This is a genomic window from Arenibacter sp. S6351L (assembly GCF_023016025.1).
In the GTDB taxonomy this organism is placed as follows: Bacteria; Bacteroidota; Bacteroidia; order Flavobacteriales; family Flavobacteriaceae; genus Arenibacter; species Arenibacter algicola_B.
Map to the genome: position 1 here is coordinate 109,544 of NZ_JALKBB010000009.1, position 24,531 is coordinate 134,074.

Annotated in this window: 23 protein-coding genes; 10 read left to right on the forward strand and 13 right to left on the reverse strand. The window is 38.0% G+C overall.

The features are described 5' to 3' along the window. Positions 1–59 precede the first annotated feature (59 nt). Complete coding sequence (locus tag MWU82_RS09790) at positions 60–1,814, reverse strand: ABC transporter ATP-binding protein (protein WP_215947519.1); 1,755 nt, start codon at positions 1,812–1,814, stop codon at positions 60–62. A gap of 180 nt (positions 1,815–1,994) precedes the next feature. Here MWU82_RS09790 and nusB point away from each other — a divergent pair, with 180 nt between their 5' ends. The 7 genes from nusB to MWU82_RS09825 all read left to right on the forward strand — a co-directional run bounded on the left by nusB (position 1,995) and on the right by MWU82_RS09825 (position 10,043). After that, positions 1,995–2,942, forward strand: a complete 948-nt coding sequence (gene nusB / locus MWU82_RS09795) for a transcription antitermination factor NusB (protein ID WP_215947518.1) — start codon at positions 1,995–1,997, stop codon at positions 2,940–2,942. A gap of 132 nt (positions 2,943–3,074) precedes the next feature. After that, the gene (locus tag MWU82_RS09800; protein ID WP_215947517.1) at positions 3,075–3,548 is read left to right on the forward strand and encodes a DUF1573 domain-containing protein; all 474 of its coding nucleotides are present in this window, start codon (positions 3,075–3,077) and stop codon (positions 3,546–3,548) included. A 12-nt stretch (positions 3,549–3,560) separates the two neighbouring features. Beyond that, positions 3,561–3,848, forward strand: a complete 288-nt coding sequence (gene yajC / locus MWU82_RS09805) for a preprotein translocase subunit YajC (RefSeq protein WP_215947516.1) — start codon at positions 3,561–3,563, stop codon at positions 3,846–3,848. Positions 3,849–3,944: 96 nt separating this feature from the next. Further along, on the forward strand, positions 3,945–5,264 hold the full coding sequence (locus MWU82_RS09810) for a Gfo/Idh/MocA family oxidoreductase (RefSeq protein ID WP_247096237.1): 1,320 nt from the start codon (positions 3,945–3,947) through the stop codon (positions 5,262–5,264). 317 nt (positions 5,265–5,581) lie between these two features. After that, the gene (locus tag MWU82_RS09815; protein WP_215947514.1) at positions 5,582–7,369 is read left to right on the forward strand and encodes an FAD-dependent oxidoreductase; all 1,788 of its coding nucleotides are present in this window, start codon (positions 5,582–5,584) and stop codon (positions 7,367–7,369) included. Positions 7,370–7,434: 65 nt separating this feature from the next. After that, positions 7,435–8,550, forward strand: a complete 1,116-nt coding sequence (locus MWU82_RS09820; protein WP_215947513.1) for a hypothetical protein — start codon at positions 7,435–7,437, stop codon at positions 8,548–8,550. A 53-nt stretch (positions 8,551–8,603) separates the two neighbouring features. Continuing rightward, positions 8,604–10,043, forward strand: coding sequence for a carbon starvation protein A (locus tag MWU82_RS09825; protein WP_247096238.1), 1,440 nt, complete (start codon positions 8,604–8,606; stop codon positions 10,041–10,043). Positions 10,044–10,153: 110 nt separating this feature from the next. On the opposite strand, the gene MWU82_RS09830 is transcribed toward MWU82_RS09825, so the two are convergent. From MWU82_RS09830 to MWU82_RS09870, 9 genes are all read right to left on the reverse strand, one after another. After that, complete coding sequence (locus MWU82_RS09830; protein WP_247096239.1) at positions 10,154–11,797, reverse strand: AMP-binding protein; 1,644 nt, start codon at positions 11,795–11,797, stop codon at positions 10,154–10,156. Between the two features lie 15 nt (positions 11,798–11,812). Beyond that, positions 11,813–12,862 carry a proline iminopeptidase-family hydrolase gene (locus tag MWU82_RS09835; RefSeq protein WP_247096240.1) on the reverse strand — a complete coding sequence of 350 codons (1,050 nt, stop codon included), beginning with the start codon at positions 12,860–12,862 and terminating at the stop codon, positions 11,813–11,815. A gap of 15 nt (positions 12,863–12,877) precedes the next feature. Then, positions 12,878–13,915, reverse strand: coding sequence for an acetylserotonin O-methyltransferase (locus MWU82_RS09840; RefSeq protein WP_247096241.1), 1,038 nt, complete (start codon positions 13,913–13,915; stop codon positions 12,878–12,880). A 12-nt stretch (positions 13,916–13,927) separates the two neighbouring features. Next, positions 13,928–14,473: an acyl-CoA thioesterase gene (locus tag MWU82_RS09845; RefSeq protein ID WP_281502419.1), complete on the reverse strand. Its 546-nt coding sequence runs from the start codon at positions 14,471–14,473 to the stop codon at positions 13,928–13,930. Between the two features lie 316 nt (positions 14,474–14,789). Beyond that, complete coding sequence (locus MWU82_RS09850) at positions 14,790–15,299, reverse strand: RidA family protein (protein WP_247096243.1); 510 nt, start codon at positions 15,297–15,299, stop codon at positions 14,790–14,792. 25 nt (positions 15,300–15,324) lie between these two features. After that, on the reverse strand, positions 15,325–16,245 hold the full coding sequence (locus MWU82_RS09855; protein ID WP_215947505.1) for an ester cyclase: 921 nt from the start codon (positions 16,243–16,245) through the stop codon (positions 15,325–15,327). A gap of 63 nt (positions 16,246–16,308) precedes the next feature. Continuing rightward, complete coding sequence (locus MWU82_RS09860; protein ID WP_215947504.1) at positions 16,309–16,743, reverse strand: hypothetical protein; 435 nt, start codon at positions 16,741–16,743, stop codon at positions 16,309–16,311. 174 nt (positions 16,744–16,917) lie between these two features. Further along, a complete protein-coding gene (locus MWU82_RS09865; RefSeq protein ID WP_247096244.1) occupies positions 16,918–17,685 on the reverse strand; it encodes a hypothetical protein in 768 nt (255 codons plus the stop codon). 58 nt (positions 17,686–17,743) lie between these two features. Next, a complete protein-coding gene (locus tag MWU82_RS09870; protein WP_247096245.1) occupies positions 17,744–18,283 on the reverse strand; it encodes an ester cyclase in 540 nt (179 codons plus the stop codon). A gap of 184 nt (positions 18,284–18,467) precedes the next feature. On the opposite strand from MWU82_RS09870, the gene MWU82_RS09875 reads away from it, so the two are divergent. From MWU82_RS09875 to MWU82_RS09885, 3 genes are all read left to right on the forward strand, one after another. Then, on the forward strand, positions 18,468–20,420 hold the full coding sequence (locus tag MWU82_RS09875; protein ID WP_247096246.1) for a tetratricopeptide repeat protein: 1,953 nt from the start codon (positions 18,468–18,470) through the stop codon (positions 20,418–20,420). Between the two features lie 2 nt (positions 20,421–20,422). Next, on the forward strand, positions 20,423–21,157 hold the full coding sequence (locus tag MWU82_RS09880; RefSeq protein ID WP_247096247.1) for a response regulator: 735 nt from the start codon (positions 20,423–20,425) through the stop codon (positions 21,155–21,157). Positions 21,158–21,374: 217 nt separating this feature from the next. Next, the gene (locus MWU82_RS09885; protein ID WP_247096248.1) at positions 21,375–22,163 is read left to right on the forward strand and encodes a hypothetical protein; all 789 of its coding nucleotides are present in this window, start codon (positions 21,375–21,377) and stop codon (positions 22,161–22,163) included. A gap of 127 nt (positions 22,164–22,290) precedes the next feature. Here MWU82_RS09885 and rpiA read toward each other — a convergent pair whose 3' ends face one another. The 3 genes from rpiA to MWU82_RS09900 are packed head-to-tail and all read right to left on the reverse strand — an operon-like array spanning position 22,291 to position 24,500. Then, positions 22,291–22,965 (reverse strand): ribose-5-phosphate isomerase RpiA, encoded by a 675-nt coding sequence (gene rpiA, locus MWU82_RS09890; protein ID WP_215947498.1) that lies wholly within the window; start codon positions 22,963–22,965, stop codon positions 22,291–22,293. Between the two features lie 44 nt (positions 22,966–23,009). Then, positions 23,010–23,618, reverse strand: a complete 609-nt coding sequence (locus MWU82_RS09895; RefSeq protein WP_247096249.1) for an FMN-binding negative transcriptional regulator — start codon at positions 23,616–23,618, stop codon at positions 23,010–23,012. 39 nt (positions 23,619–23,657) lie between these two features. Next, a complete protein-coding gene (locus tag MWU82_RS09900; RefSeq protein ID WP_247096250.1) occupies positions 23,658–24,500 on the reverse strand; it encodes an endonuclease/exonuclease/phosphatase family protein in 843 nt (280 codons plus the stop codon). Positions 24,501–24,531: the final 31 nt, after the last annotated feature.

A 24,531-nucleotide genomic window follows, 5' to 3' on the forward strand; every position in this document is an offset into this window, starting at 1 on the left:
TTTTCATAGGTATATATCTGTCAAAAGTGGAAAAAAAAACCTAATATAACAACATTTTTCTATTTTTCTTTCTCAGAAAGTTGGTGCATATAAAGCTCTTTGTAGTATCCTTCAACGGAATTTAATTCTTCATGTGTACCTTCCTGCATTAATTTTCCGTCCTCCAAAACTATAATTTTGTCTGCGTTTTTAGCTGATGAAACCCTATGGCTTACAATGAGAGTAGTCTTGTTTTTGGATTCTTTTTTCAGTTGGTTCAAAATCTCTTCTTCCGTTTCGGTATCCACTGCGGAAAGGCAATCATCAAAGAGGTAGATCTGAGGGTCCTTAAGTAGGGCGCGAGCAATTGAAACACGTTGTTTTTGTCCTCCACTTAAAGTGATGCCCCTTTCTCCCAAGATAGTCTCGTACTGTTTGTTAAAGCCCATGATATTCTCATGTACTACCGCTTTCTTGGCCACGGCAATAATTTCCTCATCAGTTGAATTTTCTTTACCAAACTTAATATTGTTCTTTATGGTGTCGGAGAAAAGGAAAGCATCCTGGGGTACTGCCCCTATGGATTGTCTCAGGCTTTGTAGATTTAATTCCTTAATTGGAATATCATCTATCAGAATTTGTCCGGAGTCAATATCGTACAAACGGGCAATCAGATCCAATATGGTAGATTTCCCGGATCCCGTTTTTCCCAATATGGCAACTGTCTCGCCTTTGTTTATGGTAAATGATATGTTGTTTAGGGCCGTAATGTTGGTGTCCTCGTAGGTAAAGGTTACATTCTTAAACTCAATTTTCCCTTTTATAGGGGTTTCCTCCTTAACTGTACTTACAATGTTGGGTTCTTCCTGCAAAAATTGATTAATCCGCTTTTGCGAGGCTTCCGCCCGTTGTACTATAGAGGTAACCCAACCTACAACGGCTACCGGCCAGGTGAGCATGTTTACATACAGAATAAACTCGGCGATGATTCCAATCGACGCTATTTCCCCATCTATATATTGTTTGCCGCCGATATAGATCACGAAAATATTACTGATCCCGATCAATAGGATCATCAGTGGGAAGAACCAGGCATTGACCTTGGCCAGATCCATACTTTTGTTTTGTCCGTCCAGTGCCAAATTTTTTAATTCGGCATTTACCTTGGGTTCCAAGGCATACGCTTTAATAACCGAAATTCCTGAAAAGGATTCCTGGGTAAAAGTGGAAAGGGTTGACAAAAACTCCTGTACAATTGTACTGCGTTTATGAATTACTTTACTGATCTGGTAGATCAATACAGAAAGAATAGGTAAGGGCAACAATGCATATAAGGCAAGAACGGGTGCCTTTATAAACATCAGCGGAACCAGACAAACAAAAAGAGTTAGTGTTTGTATGCCGTACATAATGGCCGGTCCGCCATACAATCTTACCTGGTTTACATCTTCGCTGATCCTGTTCATTAAATCCCCTGTTCTATTTTTTTTGTAAAAATTGAGACTCAATAGTTGATAGTGGTCAAATACTTCATTCTTTAAATCGTACTCAATGTACCTAGAAACATTAATAATGGTCTGCCTCATCAGAAATGTAAAAAAACCTGACAGCAATGCCGCGCCCACAATAATTAGGATGTATTCCATAAGCATTTCCTTGGCATCTGCCTTCAGAATATCATTACCTATAAAACCTTCAACAACTTCAATGGATTTTTTCACATAAGAGGGCATGACCAATTGGAAAACACGGGCTATCATGGTAATTATAATACCAATAAGGAGTTTAAATCGGTACTTCCTAAAATATTTATTTAGATGTTGAAGTTCTTTCATTATATATGAAACAGAAATTGCAGGAATTTGGATTACAATTCGGCAAAGATAGTTTTTTGGATCTAAACCAAATGTTATAAAACACATAAGATAATACCCAAAAAGGTAGTTCGGATTAAAAAATATAATCCTATTTTTGTACCCGAATAGTTTTATATATTTTACTAAAGTTCTTTAAAAATGCTTACAAGAAGGCACATTAGGGTTAAAGTTATGCAATGTATTTATGCATTGACACAATCGAAGGATGATTCCCTTGAAAAACAAGAGAAATTTTTGAAAGTAAGCATAGAGAACATGTACACTCTTTACCTGTTAATGCTGAGTCTTTTTATAGAGTTACATGAAAGGGCGGAGAATCAGTTAAGCCTTTCCTCAAAAAAATATCTGAAAAACAGCGCGGATTCCTATCCCAATAAGGAAAAATTCCTAAGGAATAAGCTTTTGCTTCAAATTGCCGAGAACAAGACATTAAAGGATGAATTGTCTAAAAGAAAATTGAACAACTGGTATTTGAACGAAGAGTACATCAGGATAATTTACAATGAGGTTATGGAAAGTGATATATATGCCAAATATATGTCCAATCCCGATAGTACTTATGAGGAGGACAAAAGGCTGATCATCGATTTGTTCAGGGATATAATTGCGCCCAACGAAAAGATTTACGATTATTTTGAAGATGATAAATTAACATGGGTAGATGATATCCCCATTGTAAATACCTTTCTCCTAAAGCAGTTTAAAAAAGTAAAGGAAAGTACTGTTCCTTCATATTTTTTACCACCTCTTTTTAAGGATGAGGACGATATGGTATATGCCAATAGGCTTTTGACAAAAACATTGCTTAACAATTCCAAATTGGAACAGGAGATCGAAGGTAAAACCCCTAATTGGGACAAAGATCGAATTGCGGATATTGATGCCATACTTTTGAAAATGGCAATTTGCGAACTACTCAATTTTCCATCGATACCGGAACGGGTTACCATAAACGAGTTTTTAGAAATTGCAAAGGAGTATTCCACACCTAAAAGTAGCATATTCATCAATGGAATTCTGGATAAGCTGGTGAGGGAATATAAGGAGGAAGGGAAACTAAAAAAAGTTGGTAGGGGTTTGTTATAAACAAATATTCCTTAATTTTGCGCAAATAAAAATTAATAGGGATGAAATGAGCCTTAGTAATTCTTGGAAATAACCAAGATAGTTAATGGCGATTTGCATCTTACCTCTTAATAAATAATTAAATTTAAACAGATGAAAAGAATATTCTTAACCTTAAGTATTATTTCTGTTCTTGTCCTTTCTTCCTGTAAGGAAAAGGCCTCCAGTAAAATTGAAGCTTCCAATGTAGAAGTTGCTGCCGAAAGGGATGCAGCTGCCAAAAGTCTTCCTGTGATGGAGTTCGATAAAGTAGAGCACGATTTTGGTTCAATCGATCAAAACGCACCACAAGAAACTATTTTTACATTTACAAATACTGGTGATGCTCCATTGATTATTACCGATGCAAAAAGTAGCTGTGGCTGTACTATACCGGAATTTCCAAAAAATACTCCTATAGCTCCAGGTGAAAAAGGTGAAATGTTGGTAAAGTTTAACGGTTCCGGTCAAAACCAGGTTACCAAAACTATAACTGTTACGGCCAATACCAGTAAAGGAACTGAAACACTTAGAATAAAGGCATTTGTAACTCCAAAAGGAGCAGGTCCTGTAGGTCCTGTTAAATAAGTAGATAAAATTATGTTAGAACAATATCCATATCTTCCGCTAATATTAATGTTTGTAGTGGTGTATTTTTTTATGATCGCACCACAGAGAAAACGTCAAAAACAAGAGAAGAAATTTACCGAAGAATTAAAAAAGGGAGATAAAGTTGTTACCAAGAGTGGTATGCACGGAAAAGTAGTCGATTTAAATGACAGTGATTTTTCTTGTGTTATAGAAACCATGGCGGGAAAAATAAAATTTGATCGTACTGCCATATCAATGGAGATGAGCAAAAAAGTAAACGCGCCCGAAAAGAAGTAATTTTTTTCCTGAATGATTTAAAAAGCACCAACCAAAAGTTGGTGCTTTTTTGTTATAATATTTTGTACATTAAGGGTTTATAAATTCCATATTACCATGATACAGAATAGAAGAAAATTCATAAAAAAGAGCTCCCTTTTGGCCATGGGTACAGGGGCTGCATTTTTAATTCCAATGGACCTATTGGCTTCCATTAGAAGGAATATTAGTCCAAACGACAAAATCGGGGTGGGGTTGATCGGTTGCAATGGCATGGGATTTAGCGATTTGAGTTCCATGCTTAAAATGAGCGAAATTGAGGTTGTAGCCCTTTGTGATGTGGATGATAGTGTACTGAAAAAGAGAACGGCCGATTTGGAAAAGGCAGGAATAAAAAAACCAAAGTTATACAAGGACTATAGAAAATTATTGGAGGATAAGGATGTTGATGTGGTAATTATTGGCACTCCGGATCATTGGCATTGCCTACAACTTTCAGATGCTGTAAAGGCAGGGAAAGATGTGTATTGCGAAAAACCTTTGGCCAATTCCATAGAGGAATGTAACCTTATGTTAAGTTCTGTACAGGCAAGTGATCGAATGGTGCAAATAGGGCAATGGCAAAGGAGTCAGCCCCATTTCGTGGATGCCATAGACTTTGTCCATTCCGGAAAATTAGGAGAAATTCGCTTGGCAAAAGCTTGGGCCTACCAAGGTTGGATGGGGTCTATTCCTGTTTTGCTGGATACCGCTACTCCTGCTGGAGTGGATTATGATATGTGGTTGGGGCCAGCACCCAAGAAACCTTTTAATGCCAATAGGTTCCATTTTAATTTTAGATGGTACTGGGATTATGCAGGAGGATTAATGACAGATTGGGGAGTGCACCTCATGGACTATGCACTATATGGAATGAAGGCCAACACTCCAAAATCGGTGATGGCTTTGGGAGGTAAGTTTGCCTATCCCAATGATGCTTCAGAAACTCCGGATACATTGCAGACCGTTTATGAGTATGATGGTTTTTCCATCTTATGGGAACATGCTACAGGGATAGATAATGGTAATTACGGACGCAATCACGGAATCTCGTTTATTGGTAATAATGGCACCCTTGTTTTGGACCGTAATGGTTGGGAGGTAATTGCCGAAAAAGATAAGATGCAAAGCATAACGTTACAACAAAACAAAGGCAACGGTCTGGACAAACACACCGTAAATTTTATTGAGGCGGTAAAATCCCGTGATGCTTCCCAATTAAAAGCCCCATTAAAAGTTGGGTATGATGCGGCCTTGGTATGCCACATGGGTAATATTGCCTTTAAAACCGGTAACAGAATTTACTGGGACAATTATGAAGGCCAATTTTCAGATGACAGTTCAAATGCTTTGATAAATGCCCATTACCATAACGGCTGGGTGTTGCCCAAGGGATAATAAAATCATCTAGATTTAGATACTTTGGGTTGTGGACATGTTGATCGGGTTTTGCCTTGCCAACTGCCTTTATTTTGAACGTTATGCCGTAAAATAAGTGAATTGAAACAATTTCTTCTCTTTTGTTTTCTACAATTTCCGCGATACTTTATAGTCTTTATGCATCAGGATTGTTGCCGATAAAGATTGTAAGGTAACTTCGCAATTGGAGTATAAGTAAAATTTTGTCTAATTTACCCAGGAAATAGAGACTGAATTTGAGATCCTATTGTCTCCATGACAAACAAGTGTTTTTAAAACAATTAAAATAAATTTTTATGAAATATTTAGTTCTGATTTTGTGCTTCTTCGGTATAAATTTTATGATATCCCAAGATTTGTTACTGGAAGCGGAAAGTTTTGACGAAAAAGGGGGGTGGGTCGTTGATCCTCAATTCATTGAACAAATGGGTTCTTCCTATCTCCTGGCCCATGGCATGGGTGTACCTGTGGAAAATGCGCAAACCCAGGTAAATTTTAAAAAGAATGGAGAATATAAGGTTTGGGTACGAACCAAGAATTGGGTACCGGGAGAATGGGAAGCACCGGGAAAATTCCAGATAAAGGTGAATGGCTTGGTGTTAGAAAATACATTAGGCCTCCGTTCTGGATGGGGTTGGGAGTATGCCGGAGCTGTTCAGATAACGAATAAAAAGAATATTTTGGAACTTGTAGACCTTACAGGTTTTAATGGTCGATGTGATGCCATCTATTTTACTACTTCTGACGTTGAACCACCTTCATCCATGAAAAAGTTGGCTACTTGGAGGAAAACTGTAGTTATGGAGCCGTTGGCACCCAAAATCACCAAGAAATATGATTTAGTTGTTGTTGGTGGAGGAATTGCTGGTTGCGCAGCGGCTATAGCGGCAGCAGAGCAAGGGCTTCAGGTTGCGCTAATTCATGACCGACCTGTTTTGGGAGGTAATGCCAGTAGTGAAATTAGGGTACACACTCTGGGTATATATGGCAATTTTGAACGGATCCTAAAAAAGTTGGATACGGAACATTATCCCAATGGCTCTCCCGAAGCACATAACGACCAAATAAAAAGGGATAACAATGTAAAAAGTTACGAGAATATTTCCCTCTTTTTAAATTGGAGGGCCTATGATGCAAAAGCAGTTGAAAATAAAATCAGTTATGTGGATGCACGTCAAACTGCATCAGCGGAACGCATTCGCTTTGAGGCCCCGCTATTTGTAGATTCAACCGGAGATGGTTGGATAGGTTTTTGGGCCGGAGCAGAATTTTCTTATGGTAGGGAAAGTGTGGACCAATACGGGGAAGAATGGAAAGAGCATGGGGAATTATGGAGTCCGAAACAGCCAGATAATGCCGTGATGGGATCTTCCGTACTTTGGCGTTCCTATGAGGCAGAAGAAGTGGCAGAATTTCCAGAGGTACCTTGGGCAATGCCAGTGGCTAGGGATTATGCCAAGGTGAAAGGGGAATGGCAGTGGGAGTTTAGCCGTAATGATCTTAATCAAATAGACGATGCCGAGGAAATCCGCGATCATATGCTAAGAGCTATATATGGTTCTTTTGGTAACGCGAAAAAACTACCTGAACATGCCCATCGAAAATTGGAATGGGTATCTTATCTAGTTGGTAAACGCGAATCCCGCAGATTGGTCGGGGATTATATTTTTACATTGAACGATGCCAAATCTGGCCGCACTTTTCCCGATGGTGTTGTTGAGGAAACCAGGGAGGTAGACGTACATTATCAGACGGTGTTGGAGGATGAGAAAAATCCTGACTTTATTTCCGAGGCCCTTTTTTATAAGACTCCTAAATATTATATCCCTTACCGAAGCTTGTATTCCAAAAATATAAGTAATTTATTTATGGCCGGAAGAAATTTCAGTACCAGCCATGTTGGCCTGGGTGGACCAAGGGTTATGAGGACAACAGGGCAAATGGGGGCAGCTGTAGGTTTTGCAGCATCACTTTGTAAAAAGTACGATGTAAACCCTAGGGATATTTATACGGGGTATTTGGATGAATATATGGATTTAATTGAAAATCAAAAATATACCCCTATTCCAGAATCCAAGAAATAGTAGGGTTAACCTTTAAAAGATCCATGTAACTGTTCCCATTCCATAAAAGGAGTAAGTAAATTATCATGAAAATAATAGTTGTCACCATATTAATTTGCGGATTCGGACTTTTATCGACCCAAAAATTGGTCAGGAACTACAGCATTGATGAGCAAAATAAAACTTTGAGCAAAAAACCGGAGTTCTTTGCAATGGAATGGCAGGAGGGTGTGGTGTTAAAAAATAAACCAACTCCATTTTTTATTGAGGTAGAGACCATGGGTAATCAAAATATTGATATTCTGGTTACCCAGCAGAATAGACCAGTACTTTATACAGCTGATATTTGCACTCCGGTCTGTGCGGATGGGGAATGCAGGTTAATGTATATTACACTTTATTGGAATTTATTAGGAGCGTATGCGGGTTATGATAAGGTGGAGGGCCAGACATTGACAAAACATGACCATGTGGAATTCTTGGAACAGGATTATGAAAAATTGCACCATTTATTAATGGATGACAATTCAATTCTGAAAAGAAAGAAAATTGATGAGTTGGTTTTAAAACCAAAAGAGTCCGAATTGGATGGTGTAGATGCCATAGCGGGTGCCACCATAGCAGAGGTAAAGGAATCTGTGGTAGATGGAGCGCTCTATTCCTGTTATGTTGCTTGGAATATTGCACATGGACCAATTAAGGCAGAGCTACAGGAATATACCACCTCCATGTTCGATAATAAATTAAAGGGTTACATGCTCATGAGCAGCGAGGTGGATTATCAAATGTATGCCCTTAATTCTTTGAGCGAATCGGAGTATCTTGATTATAAGGATCGAATAGTACAAATCTTTAAATTAGGTATTCCCTTGGTACGTACTTATATTGTACAAAATCTTCCTAAATTGTTCTGGGAAAGCGAAAGCTTACAAAGACCTTTTTGGGAGAGCTTTGCCGAGGTTGATATAAATAATAGAAGCTTGTTGCTGAATCATATTCAGGAAGCTCCGCTTGAGGTTTTGGTGTTATTGGCCAGCAATTTGGAGATAATGACAAAAAATCAGTTGAAATTATATCTTTCGGCCATTGAAAATATTGCAATGACCAACCCTGATATTAACGCACAGCTTTTACGCTTTGCCGAGTCGGGTAACCATATATACGCTTATATTGTAGCCGAATTTTTGGAGGAAATGGAATAGGGGCATCAGGGGTATAACGTTTGTGATAAAATTAAAATTATAAAATTTTTTAGATGATATCATTTTTATTATCAATTGGAGTTTTAATACTGGGTTATTTTACCTACGGCAAGTTTATGGAACGGATATTTGGCGTGGATAAGGATAGGGAAACCCCGGCCGTTAGGCTTAGGGATGATGTAGATTTTATGACATTGCCCACTTGGAAGGTTTTTCTGATCCAATTTTTGAATATAGCAGGCTTGGGGCCAATTTTTGGCGCTATCGCAGGAGCCATGTTTGGACCAGCGGCCTTTTTGTGGATCGTTTTAGGAAGCATATTTGCAGGGGCAGTTCATGACTATTTTTCAGGAATGTTGTCTATAAGACACGATGGATTGAGCATTAGTGAAGTGGTCGGGATATACCTTGGACCTACTGCAAAACAGTTTATGCGTCTTTTCTCGGTAGTGCTTTTAATATTTGTTGGGACCGTCTTTTTGGTAGGTCCGGCGAAAATAATAGATGGTATGACAGGGAATATGTGGAATGTTTGGATTTGGGTAGCCATTATTTTGGTTTACTATATTCTGTCTACTTTATTGCCTATAGATAAATTAATAAGCAAGCTCTACCCAATATTCGGAGTGGCTATGTTGCTAATGGCAATAGGACTGCTATTTGCACTTTTTTTTGGAGACTATAATATTCCCGAATTGGTACCAGGGAATTTAAGAAATATGACCAGCGATCCAGAGGCAACACCCTTGTTTCCTATTCTTTTTATAACCATTGCATGTGGTGCTATTTCCGGTTTCCATGCAACCCAATCCCCACTAATGGCGCGCTGTATGAAGAACGAAACTCTAGGGAGAAAGATATTTTACGGTACTATGGTCACAGAGGGCATCGTAGCCTTGATATGGGCTGCGGCTGCTATGACGTTTTTTGGCAATGTAGAAGGTTTAAACGGTGCTATGATAGCCAATAACAACAATGCAGCTTGGGCGGCCAACGAAATATCGCTTAACATGTTGGGCCAAATAGGGGGAGTACTGGCTTTATTGGGAATTGTGGCTGCACCCATTACATCTGGCGATACCGCCTTCAGGTCTGCTCGTTTAATACTATCCGATATATTTAAGTCCAACCAAAAGAAAATAGTGAACAGGCTACTTATAAGTTTGCCTTTGTTTGTCATTGCCTTTATACTGACTCAGATCGATTTTGGAATTATATGGCGTTATTTTGCATGGAGCAACCAAACCCTGGCCATGATCGTACTTTGGACTATAACTGCCTATCTAATCTATGAAAACAAGGCATATTGGGTTACCCTTTTGCCGGCAATTTTTATGACAATGGTGTGTAGTACCTATATTTTAATTGCCCCGGAAGGTTTCCAATTGCCAAACGAAATTTCTTATATAGGAGGTACACTAATAACCTTGACCATTACTATTGCTTTTTGGGTATATACTTCCCAAAAGAAAAAAGTTTTTGTTGGGGTATGAGGTAGAAAACACATCCCTTCCTTATACAAAACGGTCAATATATCTATATCATAAATATACCACCTTCATCTACATTCTTAATAGTATTGGTTTATAGAACTGAAATATTATTAGGATTTAAAAATCACATTTTGCTCGGCTTCGAACCAAGTTTTATATAAGGGCTGGAATACCCTTTCCAAACTGTTCCTTTTTATTTTTAACGACGGAGTGGAGAATCCATTAGCTACATTCCATTCCTCTTGCATTACTACCACTTTGGCTATTTTCTCATGTTTTTGCAGACTTGGATTAATTTCCAAAATAGATTGATACAAACTTTTGCTTAGATCATCTTTAGATTTGGACTTCCCTAAGGATGAGACCGTCACTAAAGCTATAGGCTGAGGTATACCGGTGCCAACAACGCAGATCTGTTCAATGTCCGTATTTTTTGAAATTTGCAGTTCAATGGGGGCAGGGGATATGTATTTACCTTTATCGGTTTTAAATTGATCTTTTACCCTGCCGGTGATGGTTAAATAACCTTCATGGTCGTATTCGCCAATATCCCCGGTTTTAAAATATCCTTCTTCATCAAAAACTGTTGCTGTTATCTCTGGTTCTTTAAAATAACCTTTAAAAAGACAGTTATTTAAAATTAAAATTTCACCTTCCTCAGAAAATTTAATTTTCACCCCTTCCAATGCTTTGCCTACAGTACCTATTTTACTTTGATTGGATAAATTGGCATGTGAAATACAACAATCTTCCGTCATACCATAGGCTTGTTGAATGGTGATACCAATAGTATTATACCATTTAACCAAACTGCTAGCAATGGGTGCAGCCGCCGAGGCAATGAATGATGCGTTGGACAATCCCAATTTGGTCTGGATTTTTTTCTTTACTGATTTGTTTACGAATGGGATGGATAATAGTAAGGACAATTTCCTTTGTGGAAGGCTTTCCAAAATTTTTTCTTGAAATTTGGTCCAAATTCTAGGTACGCCAAAGAAAATATCCGGTTGTAATTTTTCTAAGTTCCCGGCGAATGTTTCCAAGGAATAAGGAAAGGTTATCTGGCCGCCATAAAAAAGTATTCCATTACAAAAAGCACGTTCCGCAACATGTGCCAAGGGCAAATAAGAAAAAAATTTGGGATTTTTTGGGAGATTTATAACCTGTGTAAATGTAGTTGAACTATTGGTGAAATTCCCTGAAGTATGCATTACTCCTTTAGGTTGTCCCGTAGTTCCGGAGGTGTAAATAATAGTTCGAAGGTCTTCAGTTTTAGGTCTATTCAAATCCATCAACTCCAATTCCTGGTTCATAATGTCTTCCCAAGATTTACCTGTATTTCCTCCAAATGTTTTAACACTGATAATGGGAATATTGGGAATGCCTTCTTTCTGAGATTCAAAATCATCCAATTTGCCAACAATGATTGCTTTGGATTCACTATGTGTTAAAATTTGGTTTATCCCTTTAGAAGTTAAGGTGGGATAAATTGGAATGGAAATAAATCCTGCCATGGATATGGCCAAATCTGCCATAATCCAGTGGGGGCAATTTTTGGACAGCAAGGCAATATGACTTTTTTCAGGAAGACCTAATTTTAATAAATAAGAGGCTAATTTTCTCATTTCAATCCCGGCATCGGAATATGAGATGGTCTTTTGATGGCTCTCAAAATTCTGAATCAAGAACGGGTAACTTGGTGTTTCCTTTTCCCAATAGAGAAAAGCCTCTATTGAAGAATTGAAATTATTCATGACGGTTCTTTTTAATTAAAAATTATTGTCGTCAACATCTTTAATGAATCTTATCAATCCATTGAAATAGGTCTTTTGGTCATCGTATTGCGATAAATGGCTGCCATTTGGGCATAGCAAAAATCGACCCTTGGGCAATTCATTGGACATCCATTCCATGTATTTTGGATCCATGGTATCATGGGTAGCACCTATAACCAAGGTAGGAACTGTAATTGTCTTTAATCTCTCGGAGACATCCCAACCCTTTAGGGATGCATTTCCAGTTACCCCAAATTCACTATATCCTTGCATAAAAACATAAATATTGGGGTTGAGGTGGGCCATGGCCCTATTAATGGATTCTGGCCATTTATCCACAGGCAATCTTAAAAAGTGTTCCGTATAGTAATTTTGTGTTACGAGTTCCGAATATTTGGGATTTTCAAAATCATTATTCGCCTCCATAGCCTTGATTTCCTTATAGACATCAGGGGGCAATTGTGGACCTAGAACTTCAGCGGCATACTTCTCATATTCTGGGATGCTGGCCATCATATTGGAAATAATAAGTCCTTTTAAATTATCCTGATATTTTAAGGCATATTCCATTCCCAAGATACCGCCCCAAGATTGCCCAAGAAGATAAAAGTTATCTTTATTTAGGTTTAGGGCTTTTCTAACTTGTTCCACCTCCTCAACAAAATGTTCTGTAGTCCAAAGAGTGGAGTCATTGGGCTTGTCGCTATAATAGGAATCCAGTTGGTCATAATAAATATATTCAATTTCTTCCTTCGGCAAATAACCATCAAAACATTCAAAAAATTCGTGTGTACCCCCTGGACCGCCATGAAGCAATAAAACTTTCATTTTTGGATTGTTACCTACCCGTTTGGTCCATACCTTAAAAGTACCTTTGGGTGTAGTGATTGGTATCATATTAATACCGCCTGTAAATTGATCTTCGCTGTTGGAGTAATCCATATAGGTGGATGTAGGCTCCGTTTCCAATTTTGATTGTTGATTTTCCGCACAGGAAACTAAACAAGCCAAAAAAATGTTGGTGAATAAAAATACCGTTCTCATAATTACAGCATGTTTTTATTTTATGGCTATCGCCGCACTTGTTGGTCCTTTCAATGGCATTATTGAAGTTGATTTAAATCCGGCTTCCTTGACCATTTTGTCAAAATCTGAAAAGGAGAAATCATAGCCTTCTTCTGTCTCAATTAGCATATTCAAGGACATTAAAAGGCCAAAGGCATTTTTACTTCTATCATTATCTATAATATTTTCGATGACGACAAAGGCACCATCTTTAGGTAGGGCATTATATGCTTTTTTTATAAGGGTCTTTTTATCCTTGGTACCCCAGTCATGTAAAATGTTACCCATGGTAATTATGTCCGATTTTGGAAAATCATCCGAAAAGAAATCCCCTGAGGTAATTTTCACCTTATCCTTTAAACCCATATTCCGGACGTTTTCCTTTGCAATAGGTTCTACCTGGGGCAGATCCATGGATGTACATTGCATATGTTGATTGTTCATGGCAACGTGAGCCGCTAAAAATCCTCCCGCCCCACCAATATCGCACAGGGTTTTGTAATTCGAAAAATTAAATACTTTGGCAAATTCTATAAAATTTCCCATTTGTACCCCGGCCATAGCTCCAACAAATTCCCGTAGTTTCTTAGGATCAGCATAGACCGCTTCAAAAATGGGTTTCCCGCCATTTTTAGTTTCATTTTGCGGCAATCCTGTTTTTAACCCATCCTCCAAATCATTCCAAAAGGGGTACAGACGGTTGTTGCACATTTCCAGCATACCCCCCATATAACTTGGTTTGTTCTTGTCCAGAAAGAAATTGGTATCCTCTGCATTGCTGTAAAGGGCACTTTCCTTTATTCCTTTTCTTTTTAAAAAGTCCATGGCTACCAATGCATCCAAAAAATCATAAAGACTTCGCGAATGTAAACCTAGTACGGATTGAATATCCTTGCCAGATAATTCCCGTTTGGCCAAAACGGTAAATAGTTCCATATTCACTGCCGTGAGCAAGGTCTTTGTGCCGAAAAATCCGGTACCGACCTGCATAATTTTTGAGGGATCTACTGTAACCTGTGTTGTTGTTTCCATGATGCATAGTATTTAGGTTAATATGTCAGTTGTATTTTTTAAAAGTTGGTAATCACTATTAAATATGTCCTGTATTTCTTCTGAAATTTTCATTTCATTAATTGTAACACCACAATTTTTAAATATCATCTCTAAATCCTGTGCTTTCTTGCCTTTCCAAAAAGCGGCTTTTGTATAGCCAATGGCACACACTTGGTTATTTTGTTCAAAAACCTGACTGTGATATACCCATTTGTCATCCCATCCTTCCAGGATAAGGGTGATTGTGAATGTTGACCACATTTTTAAAGGTTTTTTATAGATGATTTTTTGAGACCCTAAAACAGCATACATCCCTTTTTTTACAGTATTATCAAATAGTTTTGACCGAAACATTTTTTCAAATCGAATGAAGTCCATATAATAAGCGTACTTGGCATTGGACATATACCTGAAGGTGTCGCAATCTAAAATGCTTACCCTTCGTTTTCTTGTTTGATTTGAAGTAAGATCAACTTCCTTCCAGAATAATTTGGAACCTATAAAAATATATAATAGATGCAACCAATAATAAACCATTTAAAATTTGTTATTTTTCTATTCTAGTGGGTTCAATTGTGGATTTTATATTTTATTCTATGGGGGAGGGTAATGCAATCTCTTTCAATTTAGTACTTTGTTTTTAAATCATGAATAATATTGGGATTTAAGATTTGTTTTATAGGGTTATTGGCATCGACAATATAATTGGTTCCAAAACGGTATACCGATTTTTAATGGCTTTATACTAGGGGTCGTTAATAATAGGTACCGAAGTAACCATTTGGTTTTCAGAATACAATACAGGCTTAAAGCATAGTTGGTTTAATCATGATTTTTTTGATTTACCTTAATATTATTCCGCTTTATGAACCTCCAATTCTATTTCGATCATAAATTCCGGAAGTGCCAGTTCCTTGACGCCTAGCCAAGAACCTGTTGGATATTGATTTTTATAAATCTCATTTCTATAGGCGGCAACTTCTAGAAACTTGGGCATGTTAGTGGTGAAAACATTTTCTACCACCACATCATCGAAGGTGCATCCATAGTGCGCTAAAACCTTTTCCAAATCGGAGTAACAATTTTTCATTTGCTGTTCAAGATCACCTATTGCGGTCGGGTTGCCTTCATCGTCCATACTCACTGCTCCGGAAATCTTTATTTCGTTCCCTATTTTTACGGCATGTGAGTAGCCATAGGCCTTCTCGACTTCAGGACGGAGTAGAAAATATTCGGGAATTTCCTTTTCTGTAGTGTGTTTTGGCAGCTCCGCTTTTTCTTTGATAATTTTTTCCTTGCAACTTAAGTTTGTTGTCAGGACAACTATTAAGAAACCAACTGTTAAATTCCATTTAGCGTTCATTGTGTTATTAGCTTTGCTGGGTTTTTTATTTTGGCATGGGCATTGAATACCCCAACTGTTCGTAAACTACGAGATTGTCATAAAAGGCATCCTCTCTAATGGCCTTGTTTGCCTTGTCGAACATCCAAACACTAAAACCATGGGTTTTAATTTTTTTGTTGGTAGGCGGGTTTCCCATGAATTCACCTTTGTTGGTCCCGGTACATGTCCAGTTGAGATAGGCCTTATTGCCATCAATGACCGTTTTGTCCAAGCTTACCTTAAAATCAGGAAATGCGTTGTGGTAGATATCCATAAAGTCTCCGTAATCGGATTGTTTTTTGGCGATGGTGACCCCATTGGCCGTTCTCGTGACATTTTTGGCCAAATTGGCGTACATTAATTCCTTGTCATTTGCATTCCAAGCCTTGGTGACATTGTCTATGGTAGTCTGTATAGCTTTTTCATCGGCGGACATGCTGTTTTTCATCTCCATTTCCTGAAGGGCATGCATTATCGCGGTGGGATCCCACATCCCAACTTCCCGAACAATTTTGCCATCTGCGAAACGATATGTTAAGTGGATAGGGATATTGACTACCTGATCATTTCCTGCAAGGGTACCTTGCCAGTCCAACCAACAATTTACCCATGTTTCGCCATCATCAGTGAGCACCATTTCATATTCTTGGTCCTTATCAAGGAAACTTCTATTGGAATAGGCCATATCCCTTTCTTTGTGGTAGGCAATTACCTCTTTCGGCGACAAAGGGTTTTCCTTGGCATTGTAATAAGTCTTTGAAGTATCGGCATAGATACTGGCGTCATAGGTTTTATTATTGTAATTGCCTATCAATTTCTTTACGGTATTAATTTCAGGAGAATTTTGAGTGTAACGTTGTGGTGCCTTTTCTTGACAGGCCGTTATAAAAACTACTGCAAGCCCAATAATTATATATTTTTTCATGACGCTTTAGTTTTTTATTTGTACCTGACGGGATTATAACTCCCGTCAGGTTTTGAACCAATACTATTTTTTGGTCAATTCCGGATTTTCTTGATATATCTCGTCAGAATGGGTAATCACGTATTTATTCCAGGACTTAAAAAAGGCATTGCGATCTTCCTCCTTGGGCCAGGCTTTATTGATTAATTCATTTTGCATATTGGAAGCGGCATCAATGTCGTTCCAAGAGGCATGTTCACTAATGATGACCAAATCCCGTAAGTCTGCCCCGGATATATGATGTAGCACCCGTTCACTGATGATCTTATCGTTCTTGAAGGATATTTTTTCAGTAAATTCTTTTAAAAGTCCATTGAGCTCGGCCCGGGTGCCATTTTCAGGTATACTTAGCTTCCAAGTGGTTACCGTGAAATAGTTTCCTTCTTGTGCAGATCCTAAAGTAGGGATAAACAGGGCAACGATCATTAGTGCTCCTAAAATAGATTTCATAGTTCTCATACTGTTGTTTTTAATGGTTATTACTCTTATTTAATTGTTTTAAAAACAGGTAGGGGGGCTGTAGTAATGGTTTGGTCTATTTTCTTTACGAAATTGCTAATTCAAATTGAAAATCTGCAAACTACTTGTTACCCTGAGGTTTTTTTGAAACCTAGTGCCTACCTGTTTATGAATTTAATTTGAAGGTGTATAGGCTAAATCGGGATGCATCTGTCCGCTCTCCGTTTCGTATTTTTGGACATAGCTGAACACTTCATCAAAAAGCTTTTTCCCTTCTTCCCCCAATAAGGCTTCATTTTCTTTGGATTTTTTGGCATAGTCTTCAGCGTCTACGGCCGAAATCACAGCGAGATAGTAATCGCCCATATTACCAAACCCATTGTGGTATATGCGATAGTACTCCTTGGATCCTTTTGAAGTATAAAGGGCTTTTAATTCCTTCAGCTTTTCCTTAAGATTCTGAATGTTGCTTGGGGTAACATTTAAGAAATGCCATTTTCTGTAGTTCTGACCCTCGGTGGTGGTACTGATTCCTTCTGGCATATAGGTGAGCTCTTTGTTCAGATAGATAACGTAATCCCCGTGTTTGTCATAACATTCATTATACCGCTTAAAAAGATTTCTAAAAGCTTCCTCTCCCATTTTTTCAGCCAAGGGGGCCATAACGTTCTTATCCAGTTCCGCCATATTTTCTATAGGGGAAATGTTAAAATACCTTCCGGTGTCGGTAGAGCCTACCTGCCAGCTCATGTCCCGTAGATTATGTTTTTTACATGCTTCCATAAAATCCTTGGATACTTGGTTGTATTTTTGAATCATGGAAGGTTTTACTTGGTCCTCATGTACGTAGTACGCTTGGTTTTTTTCGCCCTGTGCTGTGCTTGTAAGTGGTAATAATGTAGCTGCCAGGGCAATAAAAATGGTTTTTCTTAGTGTTCTCATGATATTTGTTGTTTTATGGTTTAGACATTTAATTTTACTGAGTGGTTTATATGTTGAACTACTTTAGAATAGGGGCTTCCAACGAGTACCCCAATTGTTGCAAGAATTCCAGTTCATTGTAAAACATATCCTCTTGGTATATTCGGCCTTCCTCATTAAAATAGAAATGTGAAAATCCGCTTATTCTTACTTTTTTGCCGGTGGCCATTACTTCGGCAAATTCACCGGTATTGGTCCCTGTAAATATCCAGTTAACATAGCCTTGGTTATTACAAACAATGCTGTTGTTCAAGGTTATATTATAGTCTGGAAATCCATTACCGTATAACTTAAGTCTTGCTTTTAGCTCTGCTTTATTGGTAACAACGGGTATTCCGTTCATGTTTCGTAAATAATCTTCGGTGACCAGACTATCAATTTCTTTTTCTCCCTTGTGGTTCAGATAGGCGTTAATGGTTGTTTCAAGGTTGTTTTTTGTCGCAACCATTATGTTGTTACTGGACATTTCCAGGTTTTCATTGCCTTTTTGAGCCTTGTTGTTTTTACATGAAACACAGCCTATAACCATAAAAATTAAAAACATCATTGGTGATTTCATGACTTTCAAATAACTACATACTTTGAACTAATTAATTGTTTTTTATGTTGATCAACAATTTGATTAGGACGGAGGCCGTGTTTTAATGTCCGAACAACTAGTTTTATTTAGCCTGTGATTTATGCCAATAATATCGTATCTTGAACATCCCCGGATTTTTAAGATATATCATTGTTTAAAAAAAATGGGCAATCAGCACTTCATAGCAATTTTCATCAGTATTCTTTGCAGCCCTTTGTTATTTGGTCAACTCATAGACTTTGATCGAGAGACTCCATATGAAAAGGTATTTGTTGATACCGATAATTTTGGAGTTTCCTATCTACAACAATTGGAAGATTTTTATGCACAGGCTCCATCCGATGCCCTACAGTTCGAAATACTGAATGATCTAGCCTATTATTGGCATACCCGTAATTTAACAAAGGCCCTAAATTTCACCGAGGAAGGGTTGAAGTGTACATTGGCAAAGGATGATATGCTTTGGCATGGCAGATTTCAAATTACCCAAGGTGCCATTCTATTGCGAATGGAAAAACTGGATGAAGCCCAAGAAGTTTTGGAAGAGGCAAAAGCAAAGGTACTGACCAAAGATCTACCTTTTTTAAATACACAATTGGGCTATGTTTATGAACGTCGAGGGCAGCTGGACAAGGCCGCCGATTATGCCATGGAAGCATTGGGATTAGGGGAGGAATTAAACGATAAAAGGGCTATGGCCCTTGCTTATAGCGACTTAAGTAATATTTTTTGGAAACAGGCAAAATATGATAAGGGTTTAAAATACGGGATTAAATCCATTGTCATTTTTGAGGAACGGGGAATAATTGACCTGGATTATGATTTTACCTTGTATGTGGTGGCCAACAATTTCTTGGAACTTAATAGATATGACGAAGCGCTGAAATATTACGAACATTCTTTGGCAATAGGTGAGCGATACGGATTCTATAATAATTTAAGTGATGTTTATATATCCCTTGTAGATCTCTATGCCTATCTAGGCCAGTACAGGAAGGCGGAAAGTGCCGGCAACAATGCGGTTAAGTACGCCACCATCTTGGATAATGATTTTATGTTGATGAGATCTTGGCTTTCTATTGGAAAACTGCAAAACCTTCAGGGTAAATATAAAAATGCTATAGAAAGTCTTCAGAAATCCCTGGATGTGGCTACCACCGAATTCGGAGATGAATACTATTTGAGTCAGTTGTATGAAGCCTTGGGAAAGGCTTACGCCGGGGACCATGATTATATGGAGGCCTATAAAGCATTTTCCAAGTATGATGGGCTAAAAAAGGAAATCTTTACTGCAGAATCCGATCAACGAATAGCCCTATTGCAAACGGAATTTGAAGTTGCCCAGAAGGAAGACACCATACTTCTACAACAGGGTACCATTCGCAAGCAAAAAAGCAACCAGATGTTAACTTCCACTATCACGGGACTATTGTTGTTTCTCCTGATTTTGGGCTTTGTAGCTATTAGAGTTAACCGCAGAAAGAATAAACTACTGCAGCAACAAAACCAGGAAAAAGAATTTCTTATAAAGGAAATCCATCACCGGGTAAAGAATAACTTGGAGGTTGTCTCCAGTTTGCTTTCGCTCCAATCTACTCATATAGAGGACAACAAAATAAAGGACAATATGCTCCAAATCCAAAATCGGATTCAGAGCATGAGTATGATCCATCAAAATTTGTATCAGGGAAAGAATCTAGGAAGCATTGAGATGAAGAATTATTTCAAAATCTTAGGGGATTATGTATTGCAATCCTACGGTGCAGGGCAAAAAATAGTTATGGTTTATGACATGGAGGAGATAGAACTAAATGTAGACATAGCAACCCCTATAGGGTTAATAGTTAACGAGTTGATTACAAATTCCTTGAAATATGCCTTTCCTAAAAAACTAAACGGAATAATTACAATTGGTCTTGTGCAGGGGCCTGCTCATTTGGAGCTTAAAGTTACCGACAATGGTATAGGTTACCAAAATGGCAATAAGGTAAATGGAACAGGGTTTGGCACTCAATTGATATCACTTTTAACCAGACAATTGGATGGCAAAATGGTACTTCACCATGAAAAGGGAACTTCTGTTTCCTTTGAATTTCAATATCATAAAGCAGCATAATTATGGAACAAAAGACCCGCATTTTAATTGTAGAGGATGATATGATCATCGCTGCCAATATTTCTGTGCAACTCTCCAATTTGGGTTATGAGGTAATGGGAATTGAAACTAGGGGAGAGGAAGCAATTTTACATGCTACTACCAATTGTCCCGATATTATTTTGTTGGACATTAACCTAAGGGGCAATATAAATGGAATTGAAGCAGCCAAACAAATTCAGAAATACAAAAGGATTCCCATTATTTATCTCACGGCCAATAGCGACGAGGCTACTTTTACCAAGGCCAAGGCTACACGCCCCCATGCTTTTATCTCAAAGCCATTTAATAGTCTAAATCTGCAACGGACAATTGCCTTGGTAGAAGATCAAATAAGGGATAAGGATTTGGGATCTAACGTGGAGTCTGACGATTTGGAGGTTCTTTTGGATCGAATTTTTGTTAGGCATAATGGAAAAATGGTAAAACTGCTTCTGGATGATATTTTATATATAGAAGCGGATAGGAATTATAGTAATATAGTTACTTCAACCGGAAATTATTTGGTGAGTACCACCCTTAAGGCGGTGGAGAATGAAATGAAAAATCACATGTTTCTTAGGGTCCACAGATCTTATATGGTGAATATTTCCAAATTGGATGTAGTTGCGGATAACCATTTGGAAATAAGCAGGAAAGTAATTCCCCTTAGTAAATCCTTTAAGGAACATCTACTGAAACATTTGCACACTATTTAATTTAGTTAATTCAAAACTTCGGTAAATTTAAGTTTATCTACGGACAATAGTAACCTTCATTCGTCCTGTCCTTCTAAATATATTGGGATTTATTGATTAATATAATAAAATATACGGTTATAGCCAGCCTTATATCCAAATTCGCTTTTGGGGTATTATTCTAATGCAGAGTTAATAATCCCAAAAGAACTTTATTAATCCATAACACCTGATTATTATGAAAAATCTATTAATTTTTATCGCATTATTGATGGTGGGCAATACGGTCGTGGCCCAGGAAAAATTGTATCTGCTTTTTGAGTTTATGCATGTAGACAATGAGCAGGAGGTGGAGTATAGCGCAACGGAAGAGTTTTGGGAGAAAATTCAGGCCCAGCGCGTTAAAGGTGGTGATATTATGGGTTGGGATCTCTGGGCCCTTAGCCCAGGGGGCGAGATGCAAGACTTCCAATATCTCACGGTAACGGTTTATAACGATCCCGTAAAGATGATGGATGGCAGCAGTTGGGCACATCTAATGGATAGGGCCAAAGCGGCCTATCCCGGCATGTCCGAAGCCGATCTGAATAAAAAATTAAATCATTCCTCCACTACTAGGGATTTGGCGGTAAGAATATTTTCAGAAGAAATAGCTACAACCAAGGGAGATTTTGATATGCCGATTGGTACAATAGCCCAAATGGATATGATGAAGGTAGGTTTAATGGACTATGAATCTTATGAAAAAGCAGAAATGGAAATCTTTCAGCCCATCCACCAAAAGGCAGTCGATTCTGGAGGTAAAGCCAATTGGGGATTAATCCGCTTTATTTCTCCAATAGGAAGTGATACTTATGCTTCGCATATGACTGTAAGTATGTTCAAGGATTATAAGCAGGCCCTAAACCAAAATATTAATTGGGCTGAGGGGGCAACGCCGGCATCCACCAAGGCAATGCAGGATGGCATAGCGTTGAGGGATATGAAATATGTTTATATGGCCAAATTAATACGCAAGGTGCGTTAATGATTTATACTTTCTTTCACATAAATAATAATAAAACCTATAATTTTAATATTATAGGTTTTATGTTCATGAAAATAATGGATCCTGTTTATGGCTAAGCACCTTTATATAGGAAGGTGATGTCGACTTACTTTTTTAGGGTAATGGTAGTTTCTCCTTTACCAATTATTATGATATCGGCCATATCTAAAAATAGGCCGGTCTCCACAATACCCGGAATTTGCTTTAGGTTGCTTTCCAATAATTGGATATTTGAAACGTGTCCAATATTAAGGTCCAAAATAAAGTTACCCTCATCGGTGACAAAATTTCCCCCATCCTTTACTCTTAATTTTGGCTGTAGCCCCATTTTTTGGAGCAACCGTTCAATTTTTTTGGTAGCAAAAGGAATGGTTTCCACGGGCAGTTTAAAATCGCCCAACCTTTTTACTTCTTTCTGGGAATCTGCAATGATGATGACCAAATCGGAATTGTAGGTTAATATTTTCTCCCTTAATAGGGCGCCACCCCCTCCTTTAATAAGTTGCATATAGGGATCAAATTCATCGGCACCATCAATATAAACATCAATAGCATTGGTTTCTTCCAAGGTAGTAAGGGGTATCCCTATTTCCGTTGCCAATTTTTTGGTGTTTTCAGAGGAAGGTACCCCAACTATTTCTAGTCCGTTTTGTACCATACTACCTAGTTCTTTCACCATGTGGGCTGCGGTGGAACCAGTACCCAAACCAACGGTCATTCCACTTTTAACAAATTTTACGGCTTCTTTGGCTGCAAGTTGTTTTTCTCTATCCAGATTCATTTCTCTATTAATTGTGTATAAGAATTTTAAATACTATTCTGCTATTATTTTTTTTGTTTTATCATGTTGGCAATATCATGGGAACCTGGATTATTGGTCTTTTGTAATTCCTCGATTATTTTTGGATGGTCCTCTGGCCTTGTTTGCGATAACTTATAGGTTGCTTGTATATCAGATATAATGATTTGGAACCCGACAATGCCCTTAATTTGTTTCATGGTTTTATGGGACAGATTATGGATCGAAATCGGGTTGGTGGATGCTTTTTCGTATTTGTCCACTAATTTATGCAAGGAATCCAAGACCGCCTCATCATTTAGTATTTGTATTTTACCATAGACATGTACCGCTATATAGTTCCATGTAGGTACTTCCTCCTCCTTATACCAGGATGAGGAAATGTAGCTATGCGGACCATTAAAAATGGTTAAGACTTCTTCGTTATCCACAAAAGATTTCCATTGGGGATTGGCCTTGGAGATATGCCCGACCAAAACATCCTCTCCTCCGGCATTTGTATCCAATTCCAAAGGGATATGGGTTGCCCAAGGGCGGCCATTGGTCTGGTTGATCAAAATGCCAAAACTGTTGTGCTTAAGGAATTCCCGAACTTCATCCAGGTTTTCGTTTCTGTAATGGGATGGGGTGTACATTTTTTAGGTGCTTTAGTAGTCAAATGTTATGGACCCAATTTAATCCTTTACGGTCATCAAAACGGGCAAATGGTCCGAAATATGCATGTTATTGGGCATTCTGTCATCAATATGGGTGTAGGACAGGACGTCTATATTATTTACAAAGATATAGTCTATTCTATTTTCCATAATTCTGTCCTGATCAAAACCATTAAAAGTGCCTATTGGTCCATAGAAAGGTTTTTGTGATATTTCCAAGGCATCTGTCAGGTTCTTTTTCAAGAATTGTATAGGCTCGGTGTCAGGGGTTAAATTTAGATCTCCCATTAGGATTACGGGAAGGTCAGTAGTGTTTATTTCCTTAATATTTTTATAAATGAGTTGGGCAGAATTTACTCTGGCCTGCTTTCCCCTGTGATCAAAATGGGTGTTAAAGACCCAAAATTGTTTTTTGGTCCTAACATTTTCAAACAAGGCATAGGTACAGATTCTCTCCAAAGAGGCATCCCAACCCACCGATACTTTCTCTGGGGTTTCGGATAACCAGAAGGTATTCGTTTTTAGCACTTTGAATTTATCACTATTGTAGAAAATTGCCGAGTATTCACCTTTTTGCTGACCATCGTCCCGACCCACTCCCACATAGGAATAACCATTGAGGGCATTATTCAAATAATCCACCTGATTGTGCAGGCCTTCCTGAATACCTATAATATCGGCATCATAGTGCTGAATTAATTTTGCTAATGAGGCCTTACGTTTGTTCCAATTATTGATCGTATCAGACGTATTGTCGTATTTTATGTTAAAACTGATAAGATTGGTGGTTTGGGAAAATGAGGCTTCCGGAATTAAAAGGAAGGCCAATCCCATCAGTACGGTAGTAAATAGGTTTTTCATTAGATATTTATTTTTTGACTTTAAGGGTAAA